This is a genomic window from Pedobacter sp. GR22-6, from assembly GCF_037402555.1.
Lineage (GTDB): Bacteria > Bacteroidota > Bacteroidia > Sphingobacteriales > Sphingobacteriaceae > Pedobacter.
Window position 1 is genome coordinate 1,129,959 of the sequence record NZ_JBBEUC010000002.1, and the last position, 21,554, is coordinate 1,151,512.

General features: G+C 40.0%; 18 protein-coding genes. 13 read left to right on the forward strand and 5 right to left on the reverse strand.

The window, feature by feature from the left end:
- Positions 1-77: 77 nt before the first annotated feature.
- The 11 genes from WAE59_RS12410 (at position 78) to WAE59_RS12460 (ending at position 14,184) form a co-directional block, all read left to right on the forward strand.
- Positions 78-1,259, forward strand: a complete 1,182-nt coding sequence (locus tag WAE59_RS12410) for a FecR family protein (protein ID WP_337856283.1) — start codon at positions 78-80, stop codon at positions 1,257-1,259.
- A 169-nt stretch (positions 1,260-1,428) separates the two neighbouring features.
- Positions 1,429-2,016 (forward strand): RNA polymerase sigma factor, encoded by a 588-nt coding sequence (locus WAE59_RS12415; RefSeq protein ID WP_337856284.1) that lies wholly within the window; start codon positions 1,429-1,431, stop codon positions 2,014-2,016.
- Positions 2,017-2,107: 91 nt separating this feature from the next.
- Positions 2,108-3,103 (forward strand): FecR family protein, encoded by a 996-nt coding sequence (locus WAE59_RS12420; protein ID WP_337856285.1) that lies wholly within the window; start codon positions 2,108-2,110, stop codon positions 3,101-3,103.
- Positions 3,104-3,276: 173 nt separating this feature from the next.
- Complete coding sequence (locus tag WAE59_RS12425; RefSeq protein WP_337856286.1) at positions 3,277-6,735, forward strand: SusC/RagA family TonB-linked outer membrane protein; 3,459 nt, start codon at positions 3,277-3,279, stop codon at positions 6,733-6,735.
- 10 nt (positions 6,736-6,745) lie between these two features.
- Positions 6,746-8,230: a RagB/SusD family nutrient uptake outer membrane protein gene (locus WAE59_RS12430; RefSeq protein ID WP_337856287.1), complete on the forward strand. Its 1,485-nt coding sequence runs from the start codon at positions 6,746-6,748 to the stop codon at positions 8,228-8,230.
- A 23-nt stretch (positions 8,231-8,253) separates the two neighbouring features.
- Positions 8,254-8,943 (forward strand): DUF4843 domain-containing protein, encoded by a 690-nt coding sequence (locus tag WAE59_RS12435; protein WP_337856288.1) that lies wholly within the window; start codon positions 8,254-8,256, stop codon positions 8,941-8,943.
- A gap of 45 nt (positions 8,944-8,988) precedes the next feature.
- Positions 8,989-10,533 (forward strand): PKD-like family lipoprotein, encoded by a 1,545-nt coding sequence (locus tag WAE59_RS12440; protein ID WP_337856289.1) that lies wholly within the window; start codon positions 8,989-8,991, stop codon positions 10,531-10,533.
- A 9-nt stretch (positions 10,534-10,542) separates the two neighbouring features.
- A complete protein-coding gene (locus WAE59_RS12445) occupies positions 10,543-11,670 on the forward strand; it encodes a TlpA disulfide reductase family protein (RefSeq protein ID WP_337856290.1) in 1,128 nt (375 codons plus the stop codon).
- Positions 11,671-11,679: 9 nt separating this feature from the next.
- On the forward strand, positions 11,680-12,846 hold the full coding sequence (locus WAE59_RS12450; protein WP_337856291.1) for a TlpA disulfide reductase family protein: 1,167 nt from the start codon (positions 11,680-11,682) through the stop codon (positions 12,844-12,846).
- Positions 12,847-12,920: 74 nt separating this feature from the next.
- On the forward strand, positions 12,921-13,289 hold the full coding sequence (locus WAE59_RS12455; protein ID WP_337856292.1) for an RNA polymerase sigma factor: 369 nt from the start codon (positions 12,921-12,923) through the stop codon (positions 13,287-13,289).
- A 49-nt stretch (positions 13,290-13,338) separates the two neighbouring features.
- Positions 13,339-14,184: an alpha/beta hydrolase gene (locus tag WAE59_RS12460; RefSeq protein ID WP_443147258.1), complete on the forward strand. Its 846-nt coding sequence runs from the start codon at positions 13,339-13,341 to the stop codon at positions 14,182-14,184.
- 35 nt (positions 14,185-14,219) lie between these two features.
- Here WAE59_RS12460 and WAE59_RS12465 read toward each other — a convergent pair whose 3' ends face one another.
- Positions 14,220-14,642 carry a hypothetical protein gene (locus tag WAE59_RS12465; RefSeq protein ID WP_337856293.1) on the reverse strand — a complete coding sequence of 141 codons (423 nt, stop codon included), beginning with the start codon at positions 14,640-14,642 and terminating at the stop codon, positions 14,220-14,222.
- A 99-nt stretch (positions 14,643-14,741) separates the two neighbouring features.
- Positions 14,742-16,730 carry a sensor histidine kinase gene (locus tag WAE59_RS12470; protein WP_337856294.1) on the reverse strand — a complete coding sequence of 663 codons (1,989 nt, stop codon included), beginning with the start codon at positions 16,728-16,730 and terminating at the stop codon, positions 14,742-14,744.
- Positions 16,731-16,980: 250 nt separating this feature from the next.
- Here WAE59_RS12470 and WAE59_RS12475 point away from each other — a divergent pair, with 250 nt between their 5' ends.
- Positions 16,981-18,600: an NADP-dependent glyceraldehyde-3-phosphate dehydrogenase gene (locus tag WAE59_RS12475; protein WP_337856295.1), complete on the forward strand. Its 1,620-nt coding sequence runs from the start codon at positions 16,981-16,983 to the stop codon at positions 18,598-18,600.
- Here the strand turns inward: WAE59_RS12475 and WAE59_RS12480 are convergent.
- The 3 genes from WAE59_RS12480 to WAE59_RS12490 form a co-directional block, all read right to left on the reverse strand.
- A complete protein-coding gene (locus tag WAE59_RS12480; RefSeq protein ID WP_337856555.1) occupies positions 18,597-19,526 on the reverse strand; it encodes a lysophospholipid acyltransferase family protein in 930 nt (309 codons plus the stop codon). The genes WAE59_RS12475 and WAE59_RS12480 overlap by 4 nt on opposite strands.
- Positions 19,527-19,847: 321 nt before the next feature.
- The gene (locus tag WAE59_RS12485; protein ID WP_337856296.1) at positions 19,848-20,456 is read right to left on the reverse strand and encodes a competence protein CoiA family protein; all 609 of its coding nucleotides are present in this window, start codon (positions 20,454-20,456) and stop codon (positions 19,848-19,850) included.
- Positions 20,457-20,618: 162 nt separating this feature from the next.
- Positions 20,619-20,798: a histone H1 gene (locus tag WAE59_RS12490; protein ID WP_337856297.1), complete on the reverse strand. Its 180-nt coding sequence runs from the start codon at positions 20,796-20,798 to the stop codon at positions 20,619-20,621.
- A 517-nt stretch (positions 20,799-21,315) separates the two neighbouring features.
- Between WAE59_RS12490 and WAE59_RS12495 the strand changes: the two genes are divergently transcribed.
- A complete protein-coding gene (locus tag WAE59_RS12495; RefSeq protein WP_337856298.1) occupies positions 21,316-21,468 on the forward strand; it encodes a DnaJ domain-containing protein in 153 nt (50 codons plus the stop codon).
- The last annotated feature ends 86 nt before the right edge of the window (positions 21,469-21,554 follow it).

Sequence of the window (21,554 nt, forward strand, 5' to 3'; positions counted from 1 at the left end):
TAATTTGGTAACAGGCAGGTGTAACGGTGCTTTCCAGTGCCTATATCTATATAGTACCATTTTAAGAGGCATAAAGCATGAACAAACAAGAACTTAAGCAACTCGCAGAACAGGTTGCAGATCATAGTGCCACCGATCAGCAATTGCAGAAATATAATCACTACATAGAAGGGATAAAAGGTAGTGGCGACGATTGGGATGTCAAAGAGATGGGTGAGGTGGCCGACACAAAAAATGAGCTCTTCAGACGGATTGATGGGGCGATCAATAAACATAGGTTTATATTGATACGAAGGCTATACATGAGAATTGCGGCTGCTGCTATACTTTTGATATCTATTTCTGTATACTTTATATTAAGTAGTCAAAGCACAAAAGGGCCCAGTGCAGTACCTCAGGAAATCACTTCCGTAAATGATGTAAAACCTGGAGGGAATAAGGCAACCCTGATCCTCGCCAACGGAAAGAATATAGACCTGGAACTTGCAAAACCTGGGGTAATAGCAGATGAGATGGGACTGAAGATCATCAAACGCAGTGCGGGTGAACTGCAATATATACCGAGCAGTCTTACATTTTTGAAGGCAGGTTTTCACATGCTGATTACCCCAAGGGGTGGGATCTACAGCATCTTATTGCCCGACGGAAGTAAAGTTTGGTTAAACTCTGCTTCTTCACTAAAATTTCCCCCGACTTTCAATTCGATGACCAGGAGAGAGGTTCAATTGTCGGGAGAAGCCTATTTCGAGATTTTTAAAGATAAGCAACATCCCTTCGTCGTATTGACCAACCAGCAACAGGTAGAGGTTCTGGGGACACATTTCAATATCAATAGTTACCCTAATGAACCAGGAACTAAAACGACACTTATAGAAGGAATTGTCCGGGTCTCCCTGCTATCAGGCATTAAGGCTGTCGGAAAGAGCAGTCTGATTCTCAAACCGGGGCAGGAGTCCACGCTGACTGACTATCAGCTAAATGTTTTGCCTGCTGAGATAGATGAAAGAATTGCCTGGCAGCGTGGACGTTTCATCTTTGATGATGAACACATCAAATCCATTATGCGGAAGATATGCCGGTGGTACAATGTTGATGCAGTATATCCTGAACAAATTCCCGATGACCTGAATTTTAGTGGTTCCATCTCCAGAAATAAAAACCTTTCCCAGATTTTGAGGATTATGGAAATGACAAAATGCATCCACTTTAAGATCAGTGGTCGAACTTTGTATGTGATGCCAGACCCCCATGTGCTTTAGATTGTCAGTTGATCGTTAGGAACTACTGATCTTTCGTATTTAACAATTCGAATATTTGAATTTATGTCCTATATATTGTAATTTAGGCTTACGATATTAATGCATTTAAAATGCATTAATATTTTTAATTCGAAGGGAGAAGGGAAAATCCTTTTTAAGGGACACATTAATGAAAGGGAATATTGGCATGTCTGATAATGATCTTCTTACCTTATTTAAGGAAGGTGATCATGCTGCGTTCAAACTGATTTATGAACGTTACTGGCAATTGTTGTACATTTCTGCCTGTAAAATCCTGAAAGATGAAGACGAAGCGAAGGACATTGTTCAGGAGGTTTTTGTTTCTTTTCTAAATAAAGGTGGCGATGTGGACATCAGTGTAGCAGTTTCTTCTTATTTGTATTCCGCAGTACGGTATAAAGTTTTTGATTTCATCAGTCGGAAGAAAGTGCGACAAAATCACCTGGATTCTTTGGAAGACTATATGTCTGCTGGTGATTTTAGTACGGATCGTGCACTGATTGAAAAAGAAATTAATGCGGAAATGGAAAAAGAAATTCAAAACCTGCCGCAAAAAATGAAGGAGGTGTTTGAATTGAGCAGGAAAGCTGAACTGTCGCACCGCGAAATTGCAGATGCTTTGAATATCTCCGACAAAACAGTGAAAAAGCAGATCAGCAATGCACTGAAGCTGTTGAAGCCTAAGTTTACGAACTATTACAGTATTGTTCTGATGCTGTTTTTTAAATTGTTTTAACTTTTTTAAAAATATTTCATTTTCATCTACTACTAAACGATTATTTAGCCGACATGTATCAAAGCAAAATTGCTTTGATAGCTAAAATCAGATGAAACATAACTTTTCAAAGGATCTTTTTGAGAAATACATAGCAGGTACTTGCACGGAAGAGGAAAAGGCAATGATTGAGGGCTGGTACCTCCACGAATTGAAAAGTAGTGCTTTTGTACCATCTAACGAGCGCATGCCAAAGCTGCAACAGGAGATTTGGGAAGGTATACATCCGAGATCAACGGCCAAGCCTACATTGAAATGGATCGGCTATGCTGCTGCCATTTTTGTTGCAGTATTATTTATTTACCTGTTCGTGCATTCAAATGGACAACCAATAGAAACTAAAGAGGTCAGAACCCTAGTTTCGAAGGAAGAAGTTTTGGCGAAGCCTGAAATAATGACTGCCTCTGAAACGGAAAATACCATGATGAAATTGGCTGATGGAAGTTTAGTCGTATTGGAAAAAGGCAGTAAACTGACGGTTTCGGCAAATTTCAATCTGCATAACAGGGAAGTGGAACTTGTAGGTAAGGCGTTCTTCGATATAGCCCATAATGCGAAGAAACCTTTTGTCATTCATACGGGAACGGTTCGGACCAGGGTATTGGGTACTGCTTTCGATATTACCGCTATTTCGGGTTCCAAATCTGTGAAGGTCAATGTGATCCGTGGAAGGGTGGAGGTAAAGGATACTGCTACCAATTGGATGACCATCTTACCTAAGAATTATCAGGCGATATTTGACTCAGAATCGCGAGTTCCATTGAGGCATAAAATAGATGCCGAGAAGGAATTGTCCTGGAACAATCAGGAGAACCTTGCTTTTAACAACATCACCTTCAAGAATGCCAAAAAGTTGTTGGAAGATCGTTTTCATGTGAAGATCAATCTTGAAGATGACCAGTTACAAGAGTTGGAATTTACCACCTCATTGCGGGCTAAAGAGAGTCTGGATCATTTCCTGGGCCTTATTTGTAAATATAACGGAGCTAAACACAGCTTCAGTAAAGATAGTACGATAGTGACAATTAAACCTTTAAACCAAAATTAATATGAAGAAATTCTACTCCATCCAGAAAAATTCAACGTAATAAAGGGTAAGGTAGTTATTTGATATTGCGAGTATTGAATAATTAGCCTTACCCCAAGGGCATTCATTTAGAATGAAGCCTTTTTCATGTAATTCCAAGCTTAAGTTTAGTAATCACAATAAAAACTAAAAATATGAATTTTTCTGCAGAAGCAGCAAGAAACGGAGATTCTATTTTCCGGAAATTACCCAAACCACTAATACAGCTTATGCGTATAACCTCCCTTATTTGCATAGTAGCAGCTATTTCATTGCAAGCCATTGCTTCAAATGCAAAAGGGCAGGCCATGGGTGCTGTCACACTAGGCATTTCATTAGAAAACGAAAGCATGGTCAGTGCCATTAAGAAAATCGAAGAAAGTACCAACTTTCGGTTTTTGTACCGTACCTCAGATGTAAAAAACATCAAAGACCTGACTTTATCTGAAAAATCGATCAGTGTAGAAAACCTGATGAAACAACTGCTTTCTAATTCAGATCTGTCGTTCAAACAAGTTGAGGACATGATCGTGATTAGTAAGAAAACAACTCTTGAAAGTCGTAAACTGATCTTGGTAGCCGATACCGTGATCAAAGGGACAGTATATGATGGCAAATCGAAAGACAAGATCATTGGTGCCAACATTCGCGTAAAAAATAGAACAACTGCCGTGATGACGGATGTGAATGGCAATTTCAAAGTCAATGCAGCTATCGGCTCGGTGATCTTGGTGAGCTATGTCGGCTACGACACTCAGGAGATCACAATTACTAAGCCCGTTCTGGAAATTAGACTTGCCGAATCTGCACAGTCGCTGAAAGGAGTAGTCGTTACGGGTATCTTTTCTCAGTCAAAGTCGACCTTTACCGGAGCCGCTAGGGCATTCAATTCAGAGGAATTGAGTAAGGTATCTAATAATAATGTTCTTACAGCGTTAAAATCACTCGATCCATCTTTCCAAATCCCCGAAAATCTGAATATCGGATCTAATCCAAACGTATTACCTGATGTAGTCCTGAGAGGCGGTAATACCTTAACAGACATTCGTCAGGTAGGAAATCCGGATCCGTTTAATTATCAAGCTTCTCCAAATGCTCCGCTGTTTATTTTGGATGGCTTCGAGACAACCTTACAAAGGGTAAATGACCTCGATATGAACAGGATTGCCAGTGTTACCATCCTGAAAGATGCGGGAGCTACAGCTATATATGGTTCAAGAGGGGCAAATGGCGTAATCGTCATTGAGCAAACTCGTCCTGTGGAAGGTAAGCTCAGGTTTACTTACAATGCCAGTACTCAGATAGAGGCTCCTGATCTGAATGGTTATGACCTGCTCAATGCCCGGGAAAAATTTGATTTGGAAGATCGTTCCGGATTCTTTAAAAATACGTTCAACACAACCCAGAACGCATTGGATTTGGTTAGGGAAAACCGCCTTGCTGCTGTTCAATCAGGCATCAATACGGATTGGATTTCTAAACCCCTCCGTACAGGAATTGGACAGAAGCACAACATCTACGTAGAAGGTGGTGCCGAAGCAGTAACTTACGGACTGAACCTTACTTACGATCAAAAGACCGGTGTGATGAAAGGCTCAGACAGAAAAACCACTACAGGGAACTCTTTCTTCTCCTATCGATTGAAAAACTTCCAATTCAGGAATGACCTGACCATTTTATTCAATGCAGCGAACAATTCACCTTATGGTTCATTTGAGCAATATACCCGATTGAATCCATATTGGTCACCATACGATGCAGACGGCAATCTGAAGGTATATTTGGAAGAGGTAATTGATCCGGCTACCGGACTTCGAGTTACCAATCAGGATTATTATAACAACCTTAACGGCTATACTGGAAGACCTGTAAACCCGCTGTATAATGCTTCCCTGAACATCACGGATAGAACTGCCTACAGAGGAATTACCAACAATTTCGAAACCAGGTGGCAGGCAAAAGAATGGTTGCGCCTGACTGCCCGCTTGTCTTACAGCAAACAGAATGACGAGTCGGATATCTTTCTACCAGCTCAGCATAGTTCTTTTGCAAATGTTACCACCTTTGAAAAAGGTTCTTATACTAAGGGTACTGGACAAATGGAGCGCCTTGAAGGTTTTTTCACAGGTGAGTTCAACAAGAATTTCGACAAGCATCTTTTATCTGCTTCTGCGACAATGAACGTAAAGGAAGTTACTTCGAGTAACCAATCTGTCAGGGTAATCGGTTTCCCAAATCCTAACCTTGACCAGTTTATTCTGGGTAATCAATATCCAACAAATCAAAAACCATCAGGAAGTGAGAGTCTTACACGTACTATAGGTACACTTGCACGTACAGCGTATTCCTACGACAATCGCTACCTGTTTGATGCGACTTTCCGGTTGGACGGATCATCGCTTTTTGGCTCTGACAAACGCTATGCGCCTTTTTGGTCTGTTGGTGCAGGTTGGAACGTAAAGAATGAAAATTTCCTTAAAGAAAATGCAATTATAAACGATTTGAGACTCCGTTATACAATTGGTACAACAGGTTCAGAAAGCTTCGAAAGCTATAAAGGAATCTCGACCAGCGGATATTACACCGATCGTGAATATCGCGGAGTGATTGCGTCTTATCTGCTTGGCTATGGTAATGAAATGCTCGCGTGGCAAAAGACACTGAAACAAAACATCGGTATCGACCTGACGATTGCCAACAGGTTCACGCTAAATGCCAATTATTTTATAGAACGCACAAAAGGTAGTATTGCTTTTATCGCGAGTGCACCTTCCAGCGGTTTTTCTGGCTACTATGATAACATGGGTGACGTGCTGAACAAGGGATATGAACTTTATGGCCGATACAACATTTTGAATCAAAGTAACCGCAACAATTGGTCAGTCTTTGTAAATGCATTCCATGTAAAGAATAAGATCGAGAAAATTTCTTCTACCATCAAAGCCTTAAACGAAAGGGCAAACTCTACGCGTTCAACATCGCCACTCCCCAAATATGCAGAAGGACAATCTGTAAATGTAATTTGGGCAGTACCTTCCCTGGGGATCGATCCTGCATCCGGCAATGAGCTTTTTCTAAGCAGGAACGGTGAGGTTGTGAATGCCTATAATCCTGCCGATCAGGTTATTGCTGGTGATAAGACCTCTGATATTTCAGGAACAATGGGTACAAACCTGGAAGTAAAAGGGATCGGTCTAAATGTATTCATCAGATTCGATTTTGGAGGAGATACTTATAATCAAACTTTGGTAGACAGAGTTGAAAATGCCAACGTAGCACTGTACAATGTAGATCGACGGGTATATGATTCCAGATGGCAGAAACCAGGAGATGTGTCTTTTTATCGTGGAATTGTTAACTACACCAATAATGTAAATGCTCCGATCACTTACGCTACTTCTAGATTTGTACAGAAAAACAACTTTATATCCGGAGAAAGTATTTCCGTGTATTATCGCTTTTCAGACAAACTGAATAAGCGTTTTGGTTTACAGAATACAAAGATTACGCTATTTGGTACCGACGTATTCAGAGCTTCCAGCATCAAAAGAGAAAGGGGCTTAGAATATCCGTTTGCACACAATTATACCCTGCAATTACAGACCACTTTTTAATTGAAATACGATGAAGCTAAAAAATATAACCACATTATTGCCAGTTTACCTTTTGGGCTTATTACTGTCATTTTCGTCCTGCAAAAAGTGGCTGGACGTAAATCCTAAAACTCAGGTAAAGGAAAGCAAACAATTCAGTACGCGACAGGGCTATATAGACGCCTTATTCGGTGTATATCAGAGTGCTGCAGCTGTCCAGGCTTATGGCGGACAGTTGAGCTTTAACATGATGGATGTACTGGCACAGCGTTATGAGAACAAATCGTCTACCATCACCACCATGGGGAAAATTGCTCGCTATAACTATACCGATACCGAAATCCAAACCCTTATTGCTTCGATTTTCAAGGCGCAATACGGTACGGTAGCACAGGCCAATTTCATTCTTCAGAATATCGACGAAAGTGCGGGCATATTAGACGAGACTACCAGGAAAATCATCAAAGGGGAAGTGCTGGCCATGCGTGCCTATGTTCATTTCGACCTGGCCAGGTTATTTTCAGAAAGGTATGACAACGGCGCAAATGCTGGTAAGTCTTCAGTTGCCTACCTAAAGTCCTTTACCGTAGTGCCACAGACCAGACTAACGCTCGGAGAAGTACTCAGCCAGTGTGAAGCCGATCTGAAAGAGGCCGAGAGCTTACTTGCTGTAAACCAGAATATCGATCAGATCAAAGACAATCAGGGCAGTACCAATTCAGATTTGTTTTTACAATATCGTCAGAACCACATGAACTATTGGGCAGTAAAAGCACTGCTTGCCCGTTTGTATCTTTATAAAGGTGATAAAATAAATGCATTGAAATACTCGAAAGAAGTGATTGAAAGTACAAAATTCAGGTTCATTACCTCTGCGGAGATCAATGTCGATGCGGGATCGACCGCTTCAGATCTGACTTTTAGTACTGAGCATATCTTTTCAATTTATGTTTCCAGTTTAAAGGCAGGTGCCGATGATTTATTCAAGAATACGACCACGACAGGTGAAGTGACTGATTTGTGGTCTACCAGGGCTAAGTTGGATGCTACTTACCAGGCTTCATTAGTAGGATACGGTACAGACGTACGCCGGCCAGGTGCTTCCAAGAGTTTATGGAATGAAATCGCATCTACTACAGTTTACTCTAAAAAATATTGGAGTGATGCACCTACCAATGTAAAGCAGCGTTTAATCCCCTTGATCAAACTCTCCGAGATGTACTACATCGCGGCAGAAGCTTCGCCAACAATTGACGAAGGCATTAAGTTCCTAAATGTAGTTCGTGCAAACAGGCTGATCCCTGAAATATCTGCACCAACATCCCAGGCTGCATTTGATACCGAAATTCAATTTGAATATAGAAAGGATTTTTATGCAGAGGGTCAGCTTTGGTTTTATTACAAACGTATGAATGTGCTTACACTTCCAGATGGCATTGCCAATCCAATGACAACGGCCAAATACGTATTCCCGATTCCGAACGATGAGCTTGAATTCGGTGTAGCGGGCAATTAATCTAAATAACCATGAGAAGAACGATGAAAAATATACTAAGAAACTGGCTCATATTGGTGATTCCAGTATTGATCCTAACTTCCTGTGCAAAAAATGAAGAACTTTTGTTCAATGACGCAGATAGAGTTTATGTGGAATCTTTTCCGGACAGCACCGACTATACTTTCGCGGCTAGTCCACAGACCGTTGTCAGCGATTCCATTTTTGTGAACTTCCGGATCATAGGAAAGGTGTCCGATAAAGACCGTGTAATTAATTTTATCCCGACAAGTGCAAGTACAGCCAAGCAGGGCTACCACTATAAAGTGGGCAAAGCCGTGATCAAGGCCAATGAATTCAGTGCCAGGGTACCAATTTATGTGTATCGTAAGCCCGGACTGAAAGACAGTGTGCTCACAGTTGTCTTGAGGGTCAACGAAAACACTGATTTTAAACCAGGTTATCCGAACCGGTTGCGCTATAAGTTTACGTTAACAGATATCCTCACTAAACCAAGTAACTGGGAATCTACCTGGTCTGCTTACTTTGGTACTTATTCTGAAGTTAAGTTCAGGTTTCTGATTGCGGTAACCGGCAAAACGAACTGGAATTCCAGCCCGCTACCACAAGATTCAAGGTACCTCTCTCAGAAAGCGAGAAATGCACTATTGGAATATAACCAGCAGTTTGGAGCCTTGATTGATGAGTTCAATCAGCAGGTCTTTTTTCCTTAGACTAAAGAACCGGATCAAAATGTTTAACGATTAATACAACACATCATGAATTTAACATATAAAAGTATTTCAGGCTTGCTTTTTATTGGGATAATCACCCTCAGCAGCTGCTATAAAGACGACAGCAATAAGGAAATTCAACCAATCAATCAAATTGGCCTTACTGATTCGAAAACGGCTAGTCAAATGATCGTTTTTCAAGGTGATAGTCTAAAGTTAAAGCCCACGTTGAGCCAGAGTATGGCTCAGAACCAGGAAAATCTGGAGTTTACCTGGTTGCTGTACAACAATAACGGAGCGGTTAGTCTCGCTGCGCCGAGAGAAGAACTGGCGAAAACATACGAACTGAAAATACAGGTAAAAGCAGAAACCTTTACATTGGGAGAGCCATTTATACTCAGGCTTCGTGTGAAAGACAAAAAGACGGAAGTCAGTTCTTTTATCAATTACAGTATTCTCGTGGGCAATAAATATGCTACTGGTTGGTTATTGCTTGAGGATAAAAGTGGTAAGGGAGATTTATCCTTTGTTTTTACAGATTATACGGCCGAACATGGTATTTACCGGGATCGTAATACAGCAGATATCACGGGGCCTAAAAAACTAGAGATCACGACATTTCCTGTAACAGATGACATTTCTACCACAGGAAAACGGATGTATATCCTTTCGGATCAAGGCAGCCAGGAATACAACTACCTGACGATGGTAAAAAAGTTTGATTATAGTTTCCTTTTCTTTAGTGCACCAGCTGTTCAAAAACCTACGGTGATGACCTGGACTAGCCAATACACCTATAGCGGTGTGAGGTCAGCGGCGATAGGTGTTGCAATTAATGATGGAAAACTACATTCCAATCTTGTTGGCGGTTTCCCTGGTGTAAAAAAATGGGGTGATGTTGCATTAAATCCTCAGGGTAATAAAAATTACTCACTGGCGCCTTATGCTGTTGGAGGTGAGACGTTTCCGGCAATTGTCTATGACAATACCGATAAGCGCTTTTATCGTGTACAGGGTTACAATCCAACTCCGGTTGCTGGTACGCTAGAGGCTTTCCCATCGGGAGCAAGTACAGGAGTAAGCAGCGTTTTCGATATGAACAACGTGGGAATGACTATGCTTTTTCAGGATTCGGCCGATGTGGTAAATGATTATAATGCAATCATGAAAGATGCCAATAACCTGCCTTATCTGTTGCGGTACAAAACTAAGAATTCTACGAGTGCCCCAGTCATTACTCTTGCAAAAACCGCAATGAATGCACCGGGCATACTCAACTATAGCGCTGCATCTGGTTCCACCAGTACGCCGCATATTTATTATGGAGTAGGAAACGCATTGTCGCGTTATGAAACAAGTTCCAATGCCGTTGTAGAGACTTATAATTTCCCGGCGGGCGAAAACATTACCGCAATTAAATATGCGAAGGCTTTCATTGACCGAACAGGTTCAAAGCTGGCCGTAGCTACCTGGAACGGAACAGAAGGGAAAGTATATTATTTCAGCATCAATACAGTAGGAAATATTGGTACCTATACCAACGTGGTAAAAGGCTTTGGGAAGATTGTGGATCTGGTCTATAAATATTAAAAGCACAATATGAAGAACTCAAAATTGAGAGAACAATTCAGTAAATCATTACTGGGGGCATTTTTGCCCCTGGTGATGATTGGTTCTGTAAACGCACAAAGCGAACCGAATTTTACCATTAAAGGGAAATTGGAAGGGCTTGGCAATCAGAAGGTATACCTGAATACAACCTTAGCTGGTAAAGCTATAACTGATTCCACCATGGCGGAAAACGGATCGTTTAGTTTCAGAGGAAATACTCCGGGTACAGCTGCCTATGGACTGCGTTTCGCAGGTCGCCAATACAAATTGATCATGGTACAGCCCCAGGAAAATATTCAGATTTCAGGAGATTTGTCTAAACTGAATGAGGCAGTCATCATTGGGGCTCAGGAACAAAAAGTATGGGATGAGTGGACAAAAGGCTGGGGCAGTATCACCGCGCGTGCAGGCGTGCTGTACCGAATGGCAGATAGCATCCAGAAAGCTTCCGGTAAAGATGGCGACCGTTCTTATGTAGATGCGGAATTTGAGAAGTTAAACAAGCGACTGATCGATTCAGTGCATGTACTTGTGAAAAAGTATCCATCTTCAGCGGTAACGCCTTATGTAATCATCGACAGGTTTATCAACTATCCGAATCCGGAACAGGCCCAGTTAACTTACGCCAGCCTGTCGGCGAAAGGCAAAGCGACCATCTATGGGAGAGAGTTGGGAGAATCCCTGAGAATTGCTGCAAAGACTGGTATCGGAGTAAAACCGGATTTTACTTTGCCGGATCGTGACGGGAAATCATTAAGCTTATCATCCTTAAAAGGTAAAGTGGTACTGGTAGATTTTTGGGCCAGCTGGTGTGGGCCATGCAGAAAGGAAAATCCAAATCTGGTAAAGGCTTACGCAAAATACCATGATAAAGGTTTTGAAATTGTCGGTGTTTCTCTGGATGATAAAAAAGCAAACTGGGAAAAGGCCATTGAAGCAGATCAACTCAACTGGTTGCATGTATCTGACCTCAAAGGCTGGAAGAGCGACTTAGCTGCCGAGTATGGGATCAAGTCCATTCCGACAAGTTTCCTGGTGGATGCGACAGGGAAAATCATTGCGAAAGACCTTCGCGGGGATGCGTTGGAGAAAAAATTAGCTACTGTATTTAAATAAAAACAAGGCATGAAAACAATCAAAATTACAGGAATGCTGGCATTATTGCTATGTGCAATGGTTACGCTGGCATTCAGAGCTCCGGGGTATACCATCACGGGCACGTTTATGGGATTGACGGACGGTACAGTACTGGAATTGGTACCTTCCGGTTCACACGACGATGAAAAAGCCATTGGCAATGCCACGGTTAAAGGTGGACGTTTCACATTTACGGGATCGGTAACTGAACCCCGGCTATTTAGAATAGTCGCAAAAGGTTACTACGGCGGTTGCCAGATTATGATCAATCAGAAAGCCACGAACGTTATAGTCAATGCCAAAGCGAGTTTATCAGAGCGCAATGGCAGTAAATTTTTAGATCTCCAGGACCTAAAAGTTTCAGGAAGCCCGATTCATGAAGAGTATTTGCAAAAAGTGGCTTATCGCGAGCAGCTCAATCAGGAGCATATGGCCTACAACAAGAGGGGGGAAGCCATCGCAAAACAGGTGAGTAATGCGAGAAGAGATAAGAACAATGCAAAACTGGATTCATTGTATAAAACAGAAGCATACAAAACATTTGAAGCAGAAGAAAGAGCATTTTTTAGCAATGTAACCAAGACTTCAACTGATCTGATTATGGCGAACAAAGACAACTGGTGGGGGGCATTCCTGATGTTGAATGCTTATTCCTATTTCACACCAGAGCAGAAGCCGCTGTTTACTTCTTTATCTAAAAATGCACAGGAAAGCTATTATGGACAGAAAATCAAAGAAGAATTGTTTCCTAAGGGCTTTCTGAATGAAAAAGCACCAACTTTTGAAGCTGCAACAAATAATAAAAAAGATGCCTCTTTGATTCAATTGGTCAAAGGTCATAAGTATACGCTCGTTGATTTTTGGGCTTCATGGTGCCAGCCTTGCCGTAAATCAATTCCAGCACTAAAGGCATTATATGAAGAGTTGAATCCGAAAGGCCTGCAAATCGTGAGTATTTCAATCGACAAAAAGGAAGCAGACTGGTTGAAAGCAGAGCAGGAAGAAAAATTGCAATGGCCAAGTTACCTGGATAAGGGAGCAACGTCTGCGGCCTGGAAAATCCGTGCCATTCCTGCAATGTTTTTACTGGATGAAAAGGGGGTGGTAGTTGCCGAAAATGTGACGATTGCCCAGGTAAAAGAGTTATTAAAATAAATACTACTAAATTAGTATACTTTGTTTATATTTGCAGCATAGCAATCATAGGTAAGGTATACTAATTTTTAAAAATGAATAAGGGAAAGCATAAAAATGTAGATCTGGTGGCATTTGAAGCCATCTATGACAAGCATTGGCAAAGTTTATATATATCCGCATTCAAAATCCTGAAAAATAAAGTTCAGGCAAGTCAAGTTGTTCAGGAAATCTTTGTAGACTTGTTAAATAACCGTAAATTATTGAAGAGAGAGGATCTGGATCAATACCTTGATAATGAACTTAGGTACAGGGTACTGGAAGCCATCAGTAAAGGAGGGGGATATGAATCTCTTTTGGATTCTCTAACTCAATATATATCCGCTGAAAGTTCGAAAACAGCGGATAAAAAGTCCGGCGACTTAAATGTACTTAATTTTAGTTTTAGCGGTGAATCAGTCTGATTCACCGCTTTTTTTTTATCTTGCAGTTTAACCTAATTTGAATATCCTTATGCACTCATTCAATCAAACAGGTCGCTGCTTTTTTCTCATGCTGACTTTTGTATTGTTATGCCGGGGTGGCTACAGCCAACAGGCCGGTCAGCGTCAGAACAATATTTTCTATTATCCGGATTCCACTAAGGTCAGTGACGCATATATCCAATCCCAATGTCGGCTGGATATCTATTTTCCCAAAAACGTAAAGGACTTTGCCACTATTGTGTGGTTTCATGGGGGTGGTATTACTGGTGGAGCGAAGGAAATCCCGCGTGAATTGATGGACAAAGGTGTGGCTGTAATCGGTGTTGGTTATCGTTTGTCACCGAAAGCTAAAGCACCTGCATATATCGAAGATGCCGCTGCTGCGGTAGCGTGGGCGTTCAATCATATTGAAGGGTTTGGTGGAAACAAGAAACTGATCTTCGTGTCGGGACATTCCGCTGGAGGCTATTTAGGCACCATGATTACTTTAGACAAAAGTTATTTAGCAAAATATAATATTGATGCCAATAAAATTGCGGGCTTGATTCCTTTCAGCGGCCAGGCGATTTCACATTTTACAATCCGAAAAGAGCAGGGTATAAGAGATACTCAGCCAATAATCGATAAATACGCCCCGCTATACCATGTAAGAGGTGATGCCCCACCCATGTTGCTCATAACCGGCGACCGGGAGATGGAGTTATTGGGGAGGTACGAAGAAAATGCTTACCTCAATAGAATGATGAAACTCAATGGTCATAAATCGACCAGGCTATTTGAACTACAGGGATTTGACCATGGCGGCATGGCTTTACCAGCTTTCCCGCTTTTACTTAAAGAAGTGAATAGCCTAAAAATGGTAATTCTAAATTAGTGCTTTTTTTATGAATAAAAGGTTTCGAAATGGAATCAATTTTCTTGGTACCTGCTCCAAAGCAGAACCACCAAAGGACTGAGAAAAACGATATTCAATGACCAATGTGGTAGCAGGTGCCAGAAATCAGTTTTATCTAGAAGTGCAGTGATAATCACGCCTGTTGTACCAACGACGAGAATAATGTAAATGATTGCAGCAAGCTTGGGTAAGGGCGATTTTATCGCAAGCCAGTAGAAGGCATAAGATAAGAGTGTGATCAAAGAGCCATATATAAAATAAGCGAAAACCTTGGAGCCACTAAGCTGTTGCCAGAATCCTTCTTTAAAAGATAGCACGTCATTGATTTCTGATAAGGCTTGCCGTGCAGAAAAAAAATAGCTCAACAGCCATAACAGATAAAATCCAAAAACATTGATAAGCCAATAGAGGATGAGTTTAAATTTTCCAGTTTCCATATCCCTCATTTTGAACGGGTAAAACAATAAACTACTGTTCTAAATTTAAGAAATAAAATGGAAACTATCAATTGATTTTGATAAATCTTAAAATAGACATTACTTCAGGTGAAGTTTGCTTTTCGGAAATGTAAAATAGAAAATGATATTGTCTCCTTCAATTTTGCTTTTCAATATGCCTCCATTGATGCGTACATACTCGCGGCAGAGGTGAAGGCCGAGGCCAACACCTTTTTCGTTCGCTGTTCCATAAGTAGCTTCTGTTACTTTTAGGTTCATTATATTATCTGTGTTGATCTTAGAGGAATCTGCAATGGTGTTGCTTATCAAAATTTGAACTCCGTCATCCTCATCAGCTAATTTTAGCATTATTTCTGCGCCCTCTGGTGTGAATTTAATGGCATTGTCAATCAGATTGCGCAGGATCAGTTTCGTTTGATTCAGGTCAGCGTATGTCCTGATTTCTCCTTCATTGTGGACTAATGCACTGATTTTTTTTTTGTACATGAGCGGAGAATAAACCAACATCAGATCATCCAACAGTTGTTTCAGGTCAAAATTTTCTGGCTTGGTGGTAATTCCATCCATTTGCTCTTTTGCCCAATAGAGCAGGTTATTCAATGTGTTGTTGATGGTTTCGATGTTCTTTTTGTTTTCACTAAGCATGAACTGAAAATCCTGAATGCTCAAGGCATTCATTTCGCTTAAAGCAAGAATACTCATTAAACTGTTTAACGGACTTCTCAGGTCGTGCGCTATAATGGAGAAGAGTTTGTTCTTTACAGCATCTGAGGCTTCCAGATCCTTTATTGTTTTGCTCAACTGTAAGGTACGTTCTTTTACATTTTGCTCAAGACGCTGATTCTGTGTCTTAACCAGCATCAGGTTTTCATCCCGGAGTTCCTGTTCTGTCTGGATAATAATTTTATATCTATTTCCCAGTGCAAAAGAAAGCAGTAATAGTTCAATGGTGGATCCGATAGGCACTAACTGTATGGTGAATTCTGTAGCGTTTATGAGTCCGGAGAGGCTTAAGGTAACAATGCCGACCGTTACCCATATGAAAAACCAGGCAACGATATAGTATTTGGCAGGTTTATGACCTCTTCGGTAGGCAATGATGCCTGAAATCCATACGATAAGAGAGAGAGAAATTGTGAGTACCTGTGCTATTGAAGCTGATAAACTTTTATATCCCAGGATGCTGGAGAAAAATAGCACAATCCCGCAAAAGGCAAGGAAATAATAAAATTTTAGCATCGAAGGGACTGTCTGACTTAAGTTCAGGAATTTCTTGCAAAAGAGTAGAGAAGTAAGCACAGATAAACTCAGGAAGACATGAGGGTGGTGATTGAACAAAATTCTCCAATCTTCTCCGAAAAGAAAGCCATAACCTCTGATGTAAATGAGCAGATAGCAGGAGAGTGTGAGGACATATAAGGTGTAATAGAGATAGGTAATATCCTTCAAGCTAACAAACAAGAATAAATTAAAAATTAGCAGTGCCATAAGAACTCCAACATAAATGTATTCTATTCTGTCTTTAAAAGCCCTTCCTTTCATGATCAACCCTGCATCTGAGATTTTCAGAGGGACCATTAGGATATTATTGGTTTGGACTCTCAAGAACAAGATTTGCTCTTTGCCAAGTGTACCTTGAGGAAGTTTAAAGCTAAAGTTGTTTTCAATGACGACATCTGTCATTTCATAGGAAAGGCAACCTGATTTTGTATGGCGGGTTCTACCATTTTCATCAAATGTATACAGGTCTATGTGCTCAATATTTGGCGCATCTACAATAAGATAGATAGGAGTATGATCTTTAGTTCTGTATCTTAGTTTTATCCAGAAAGCAGACTTCGTATTCCCAAAATTCAGAATTTCCTGCTTTCCTGCTGTGAACTGGCCAGACTCCTCTAAACCCTTAATTTGTGAGAGATTAAGGGATGCTGATTTATCTTCAAACCAGGTGATTTTTTTTCCGATATTTTCATAAGTATAATTTACCTCAATAGGCAATTCTCTTGCACCTGTAGAGAACGGCAAAAAAGGGATCAAGAATAATAACGTTCTTAAAAAGAAATGCATCTTAAATGATATATCTGTAAATAGTTTTACGAATTTACGGCTAATTGCCCCGAAAGAACGTAAAAAGAAGCTCATTTAGTACATTTCGGATCCCCTTACGCTTATGTCAGATAGGCATTTCTGATCATTACAAAAAATCTACGATAACGATGGCGTAAATATTTGCCTGATAACTGTCAAATATTCAAACTTATATTCTATAACTTTAAGACATCAAGAAAAATTAAACGCAAAAGCAATTATTGTAAACATGCAGCTAAACTTAGAAAACATTTTCATTGAAGAGGAATTGATTCCTGCAGAATTTTTATTAGAAAAAGAAATTGAGCAAAAGGAATACCTTTCAGATGGAGAAATGAAGCCTTGGGTGGGGCCTTTTAATGAGGTATACTCTCCGGTTTGTGTCAAAACACCAGAAGGCTTAAAACGCAAGTACATTGGTAGTTTTCCCGTATGTACAGAAAAAGAGTCGATGGAAGCGCTCGATGCCGCCATGAAGGCATATGATAATGGCCGGGGTGAATGGCCGACCATGAGCGTAGCTCAGCGCATTGACTGTGTAGAAGATTTTACAAAGAAGATGCTGGAGCAAAAGGATATTGTGGTGAAATTGATCATGTGGGAGATTGGTAAGTCATTCTCAGATTCGGTAAAAGAATTTGAGCGTACAGTGGAGTATATATACGCAACGATCGATGCATTGAAAGATCTGGACAGGCATTCTTCCCGTTTCGAAATCGAACAGGGAATTATTGCTCAGGTTCGGCGCTCTCCTCTTGGTGTGGTACTTTGTATGGGACCCTTTAATTACCCTTTAAATGAGACATTTACTACACTGATTCCCGCATTGATCATGGGAAATACGATGTTGTTTAAACCACCAAAACACGGTACGCTACTGCATTATCCCTTGTTGGAAGCCTTCAGATCCAGTTTTCCAAAAGGTGTTGTAAATACGATATATGGCCGCGGGAATACTATTGTACCCAGTTTAATGCGTTCGGGTAAAATCAATGTGCTGACACTGATTGGTTCAAGTAAAGTAGCTAACGAACTAAAAAAATTGCATCCTAAAGTTAATCGGCTAAGGGCGATTTTAGGACTCGATGCAAAGAACGCCGCGATCATTACAAAAGATGCAGATTTAGATCTGGCCGTTTCTGAAACGTTATTGGGATCCTTATCATTCAATGGGCAGCGTTGTACTGCAATTAAAATCGTCTATGTACACAGAAGTTTGGCTCAGGAATTTTTGAAACGTTTTTCACTGGCTCTGGAGGGATTGAAATTCGGAATGCCTTGGGAGAAAGGGGTTTCGCTTACACCACTTCCAGAACTGAATAAACCAGAATATTTGAAAGATTGCATAGATGATGCAATAGCTAACGGAGCTAAAGTCATGAATAAAAATGGAGGAAAGACTTTGGCGTCCTTCGTGTACCCTGCAGTGGTATATCCTGTTAACAGCAATATGAAATTGTATCGGGAAGAACAATTTGGCCCAGTAGTGCCAGTAGTTCCTTTTGATGATCTTGAAGAGCCAATTGAATATCTGATCGAATCTACACACGGGCAGCAGGTAAGTATTTTCAGCAACAGTGCAGCGGTTATTTCTTCTTTAATAGATCCCATTGTGAATCAAGTGAGCCGCGTAAACATAAATGCACAATGTCAGCGCGGACCAGATGTTTTTCCTTTCACGGGGCGTAAAGACAGTGCAGAAGGGACACTTTCCGTGGTGGATGCATTGAGGTCTTTCTCGATCCGGTCGCTTGTTGCAACGAAATTAACGGATAAAAACAAGAAATTACTCAATGATATCGTGAACTCTAATGATTCTAATTTTTTGAGTACGAAATATATATTTTAACTAAGTTGGCTTAGAGTGCCATTATAACCAGATGAAGGAAAGAGATCAGATAGCTCTTCAGGCTTATATTTCCACCTACGGTGCGACCATAACCAATATTGCGGTTGCTGTCTGATCACTTCTTCAAGATATTTGACGTGTTTATTGGTAATCTCATACTCATCCGTAGATTTTGGATTATTAAATAGGGGAATGAAAGAACATCTATAGTAGCCTCTTTTGATTCTCCGGATATCACAGAATACAACCACACTATTCGTAAGCTTGGCCAGTTTTTCCACCCCAAGAAATACTGCTGTTGGTTGATTTAGGAAATCAGTGAAGTAGGTTACTTCAGCCCTGGCAGGTGTTTGGTCCCCAACCAATACGGTCATAGTGCGCTCGTGTCTATATTGTGTTAGCTTTCGCATCGTCTGTTTCATGCCCACCAAAGTTGCTCCAAAACGTGAGCGCATACTGATCATTAAATTATCGAAGAACTTATTATTTAAAGGTTTATATACGATGATCCTCTTTTCGGAAAAAAGTTGGCTAAATCTTAATGCGTTAAGTTCCCAGTTTCCATAATGCCCCAATATCCCGATAACACTTTGTCCATTTTTAAAACTCTGTTCGATAAAGTTGGTGTTGACCACTTCGACCCTTTTTTTAACTTCATTAGGAGAGATCGTTAACAGTTTGACCGTTTCCATCACGAGATCGGCAAGATATCTTACAAATTCTTTTCTGATCCTGATGCGTTCGGCTTCAGTTTTTTCTGGAAATGAATGCTTTAAATTTTCATCGATGACATGTTTACGATAACTAATTATCCGATACAAAATAAAAAAAATGACATCAGAAATAAAATATAACATCCATAACGGGAGTAGAGAAATTAGATACAGCAATGCAATGGATGGGATTCGAATAGCTTTTTTTATCATCACGGCAAAAAATAGATTGCTGTAAAAATAAAAAGACGTTTTAAGTGTTTGAAAATAAAGCTAACTTTTGACTTTTTGTATACAATTGTCAGTTTATGGTTTTTGTTCGAGGGGACTGCCTTTTTTGTTGGGAATGGGATTTCCCCGATCTGTCCCTTTAATTAGCTTGACTGCAAAAATAATGGTCAGTAAAACAGAGAGTACCAAGACTATTTTTAGAATTTTTCGCATCATATAATCTGTTCAATACGTTTTTGATGTATTTTGGGTATTATGCTAACCTCGGCTTGATTTAATTGTTTTCTTTTTTTTAAAATTCTGTTAAGGACAGAAACCATTTATAAAATCCTTTCGTGGAATTAAATACAAATAGGCGTAGTTCCCGGACATTTGATGTCTTTGTTTCAGTTGATATAGAAAGTGCCCGCCTAAATCAAGGATGATTGGACAGTTTGCCCGGTACCATACCCGATGAGGGTATTTCCAGCAAAAAGAATAATAACAGGTGGTTAACGGAATGTTGCGAAGCTCAGGATGATGGAAATTTAGTCGTTTAGGGATAGCTTGCGATAAATCTTTTTTTCGGATCATAGTTAGATGATCGCTTTGACAGAATTCGTAGTCCAAAAGACGCGGGCTATTTATATCGGGCAAGTGCTTTAGAATTCTAAAACCTTTAAATTTTTTGGCGTTGAGTATCCAGATCAATTTAGGGTAGTAGGCTTCTCTGCTCTCCATTTCTTCTAAACTGATTGGTGAGTTCTGAAATTCAAGAGTCGTACCACAAGGAGTATGTATGTCAGCCCTATGTTGGTGTCCTGAAAGTTTATCCCAAAAGCAAATCTCCCTATAATTCTTTGGAAAAGCCATTTTCCAGTCTCGATGCCAGGGTGTTTCGCCAAAGGTGTTTAAAGATGTCGTATTTTCCATTATCCCGCTGAATATTCGCGGGAATCAAAATTATGCTAATTATATTAGTATTCAAAATTTTTCATTCTTTCACAATATTTGTTATAGAATGCTCGACTTCTGTAAATAAAAAAGGAGGACTTTGATGACAAATCCCCCTTTTCCCCAAAAACATGTGTAAAGTTATTTAACTTCGTTTTTTTTAGCAGTTACTTCGTTGCGAATTTCCTGAGCAATATTTTTAAGTTCCAACATTGCTTTACGAACACGGGTTCCTGCCGCACTGTTTCCAGCATTATAAAATTTGTCGGCGTCAGCTTCTACTCCTGCAATCACCTCTTTTAGTTTTGAAAATTGTTCCATCTTGATGGTTATATAATTTATGAATAATTTATTTGAGGCCGCGAATGTAGCTAATTATACTTAAAAAACTATTGCGTAGAGGTTTAATTTAGGCCAGCCTTTTTAAATTTTTAATCATCAGATTAGGAGTATTAGATATATTTTGGAAATATCCATTTAATAATTATTTTGCAGGTAGAGCCTGGTCGAAAAATTCATTGCGATACAGGTGCCTGTCCCTAGACTTAACTTTTATGAAAAAATCAATCCTGACTAATCTGACGATTCAAACCATCGCTATGGAGGTCATGTTTTTTATATTATCTTATTTTTTAAAATTTAATCATATTTATGGAGATTTCTCTTCTCTCATTTTCGCAATGGCCGGAGTAGGTTTTATACTTTCATTTTTTATGCTCTTGACATGGGTTCTGACTCGTCTTGTAATAGAGGACGAAGTTTAAAATAGATTCCCTTTTGGGAAAAATTATAAAACAAATATATTTCAATTATAGCCCTTATAGATTACTACCAGATATTGGATATAGATAAAAAAGGATATCGCAGCCTTGTCCGAAAATATCACCCGGATCTCAATCCAAATGATCACGAGTCCAATAAAGTTTTTCAGCAAATCAACGAAGCTAGTGAAGACGATAGGAAAAGACAAAACAGGAGATCCAAATGCTGAGAAATAAATTGAATTTACATGAATGAACCATTCAGCAAATCAGAATGAGCCTTTCAATAAATCCAATGTAGGTGTAACAATGTTAG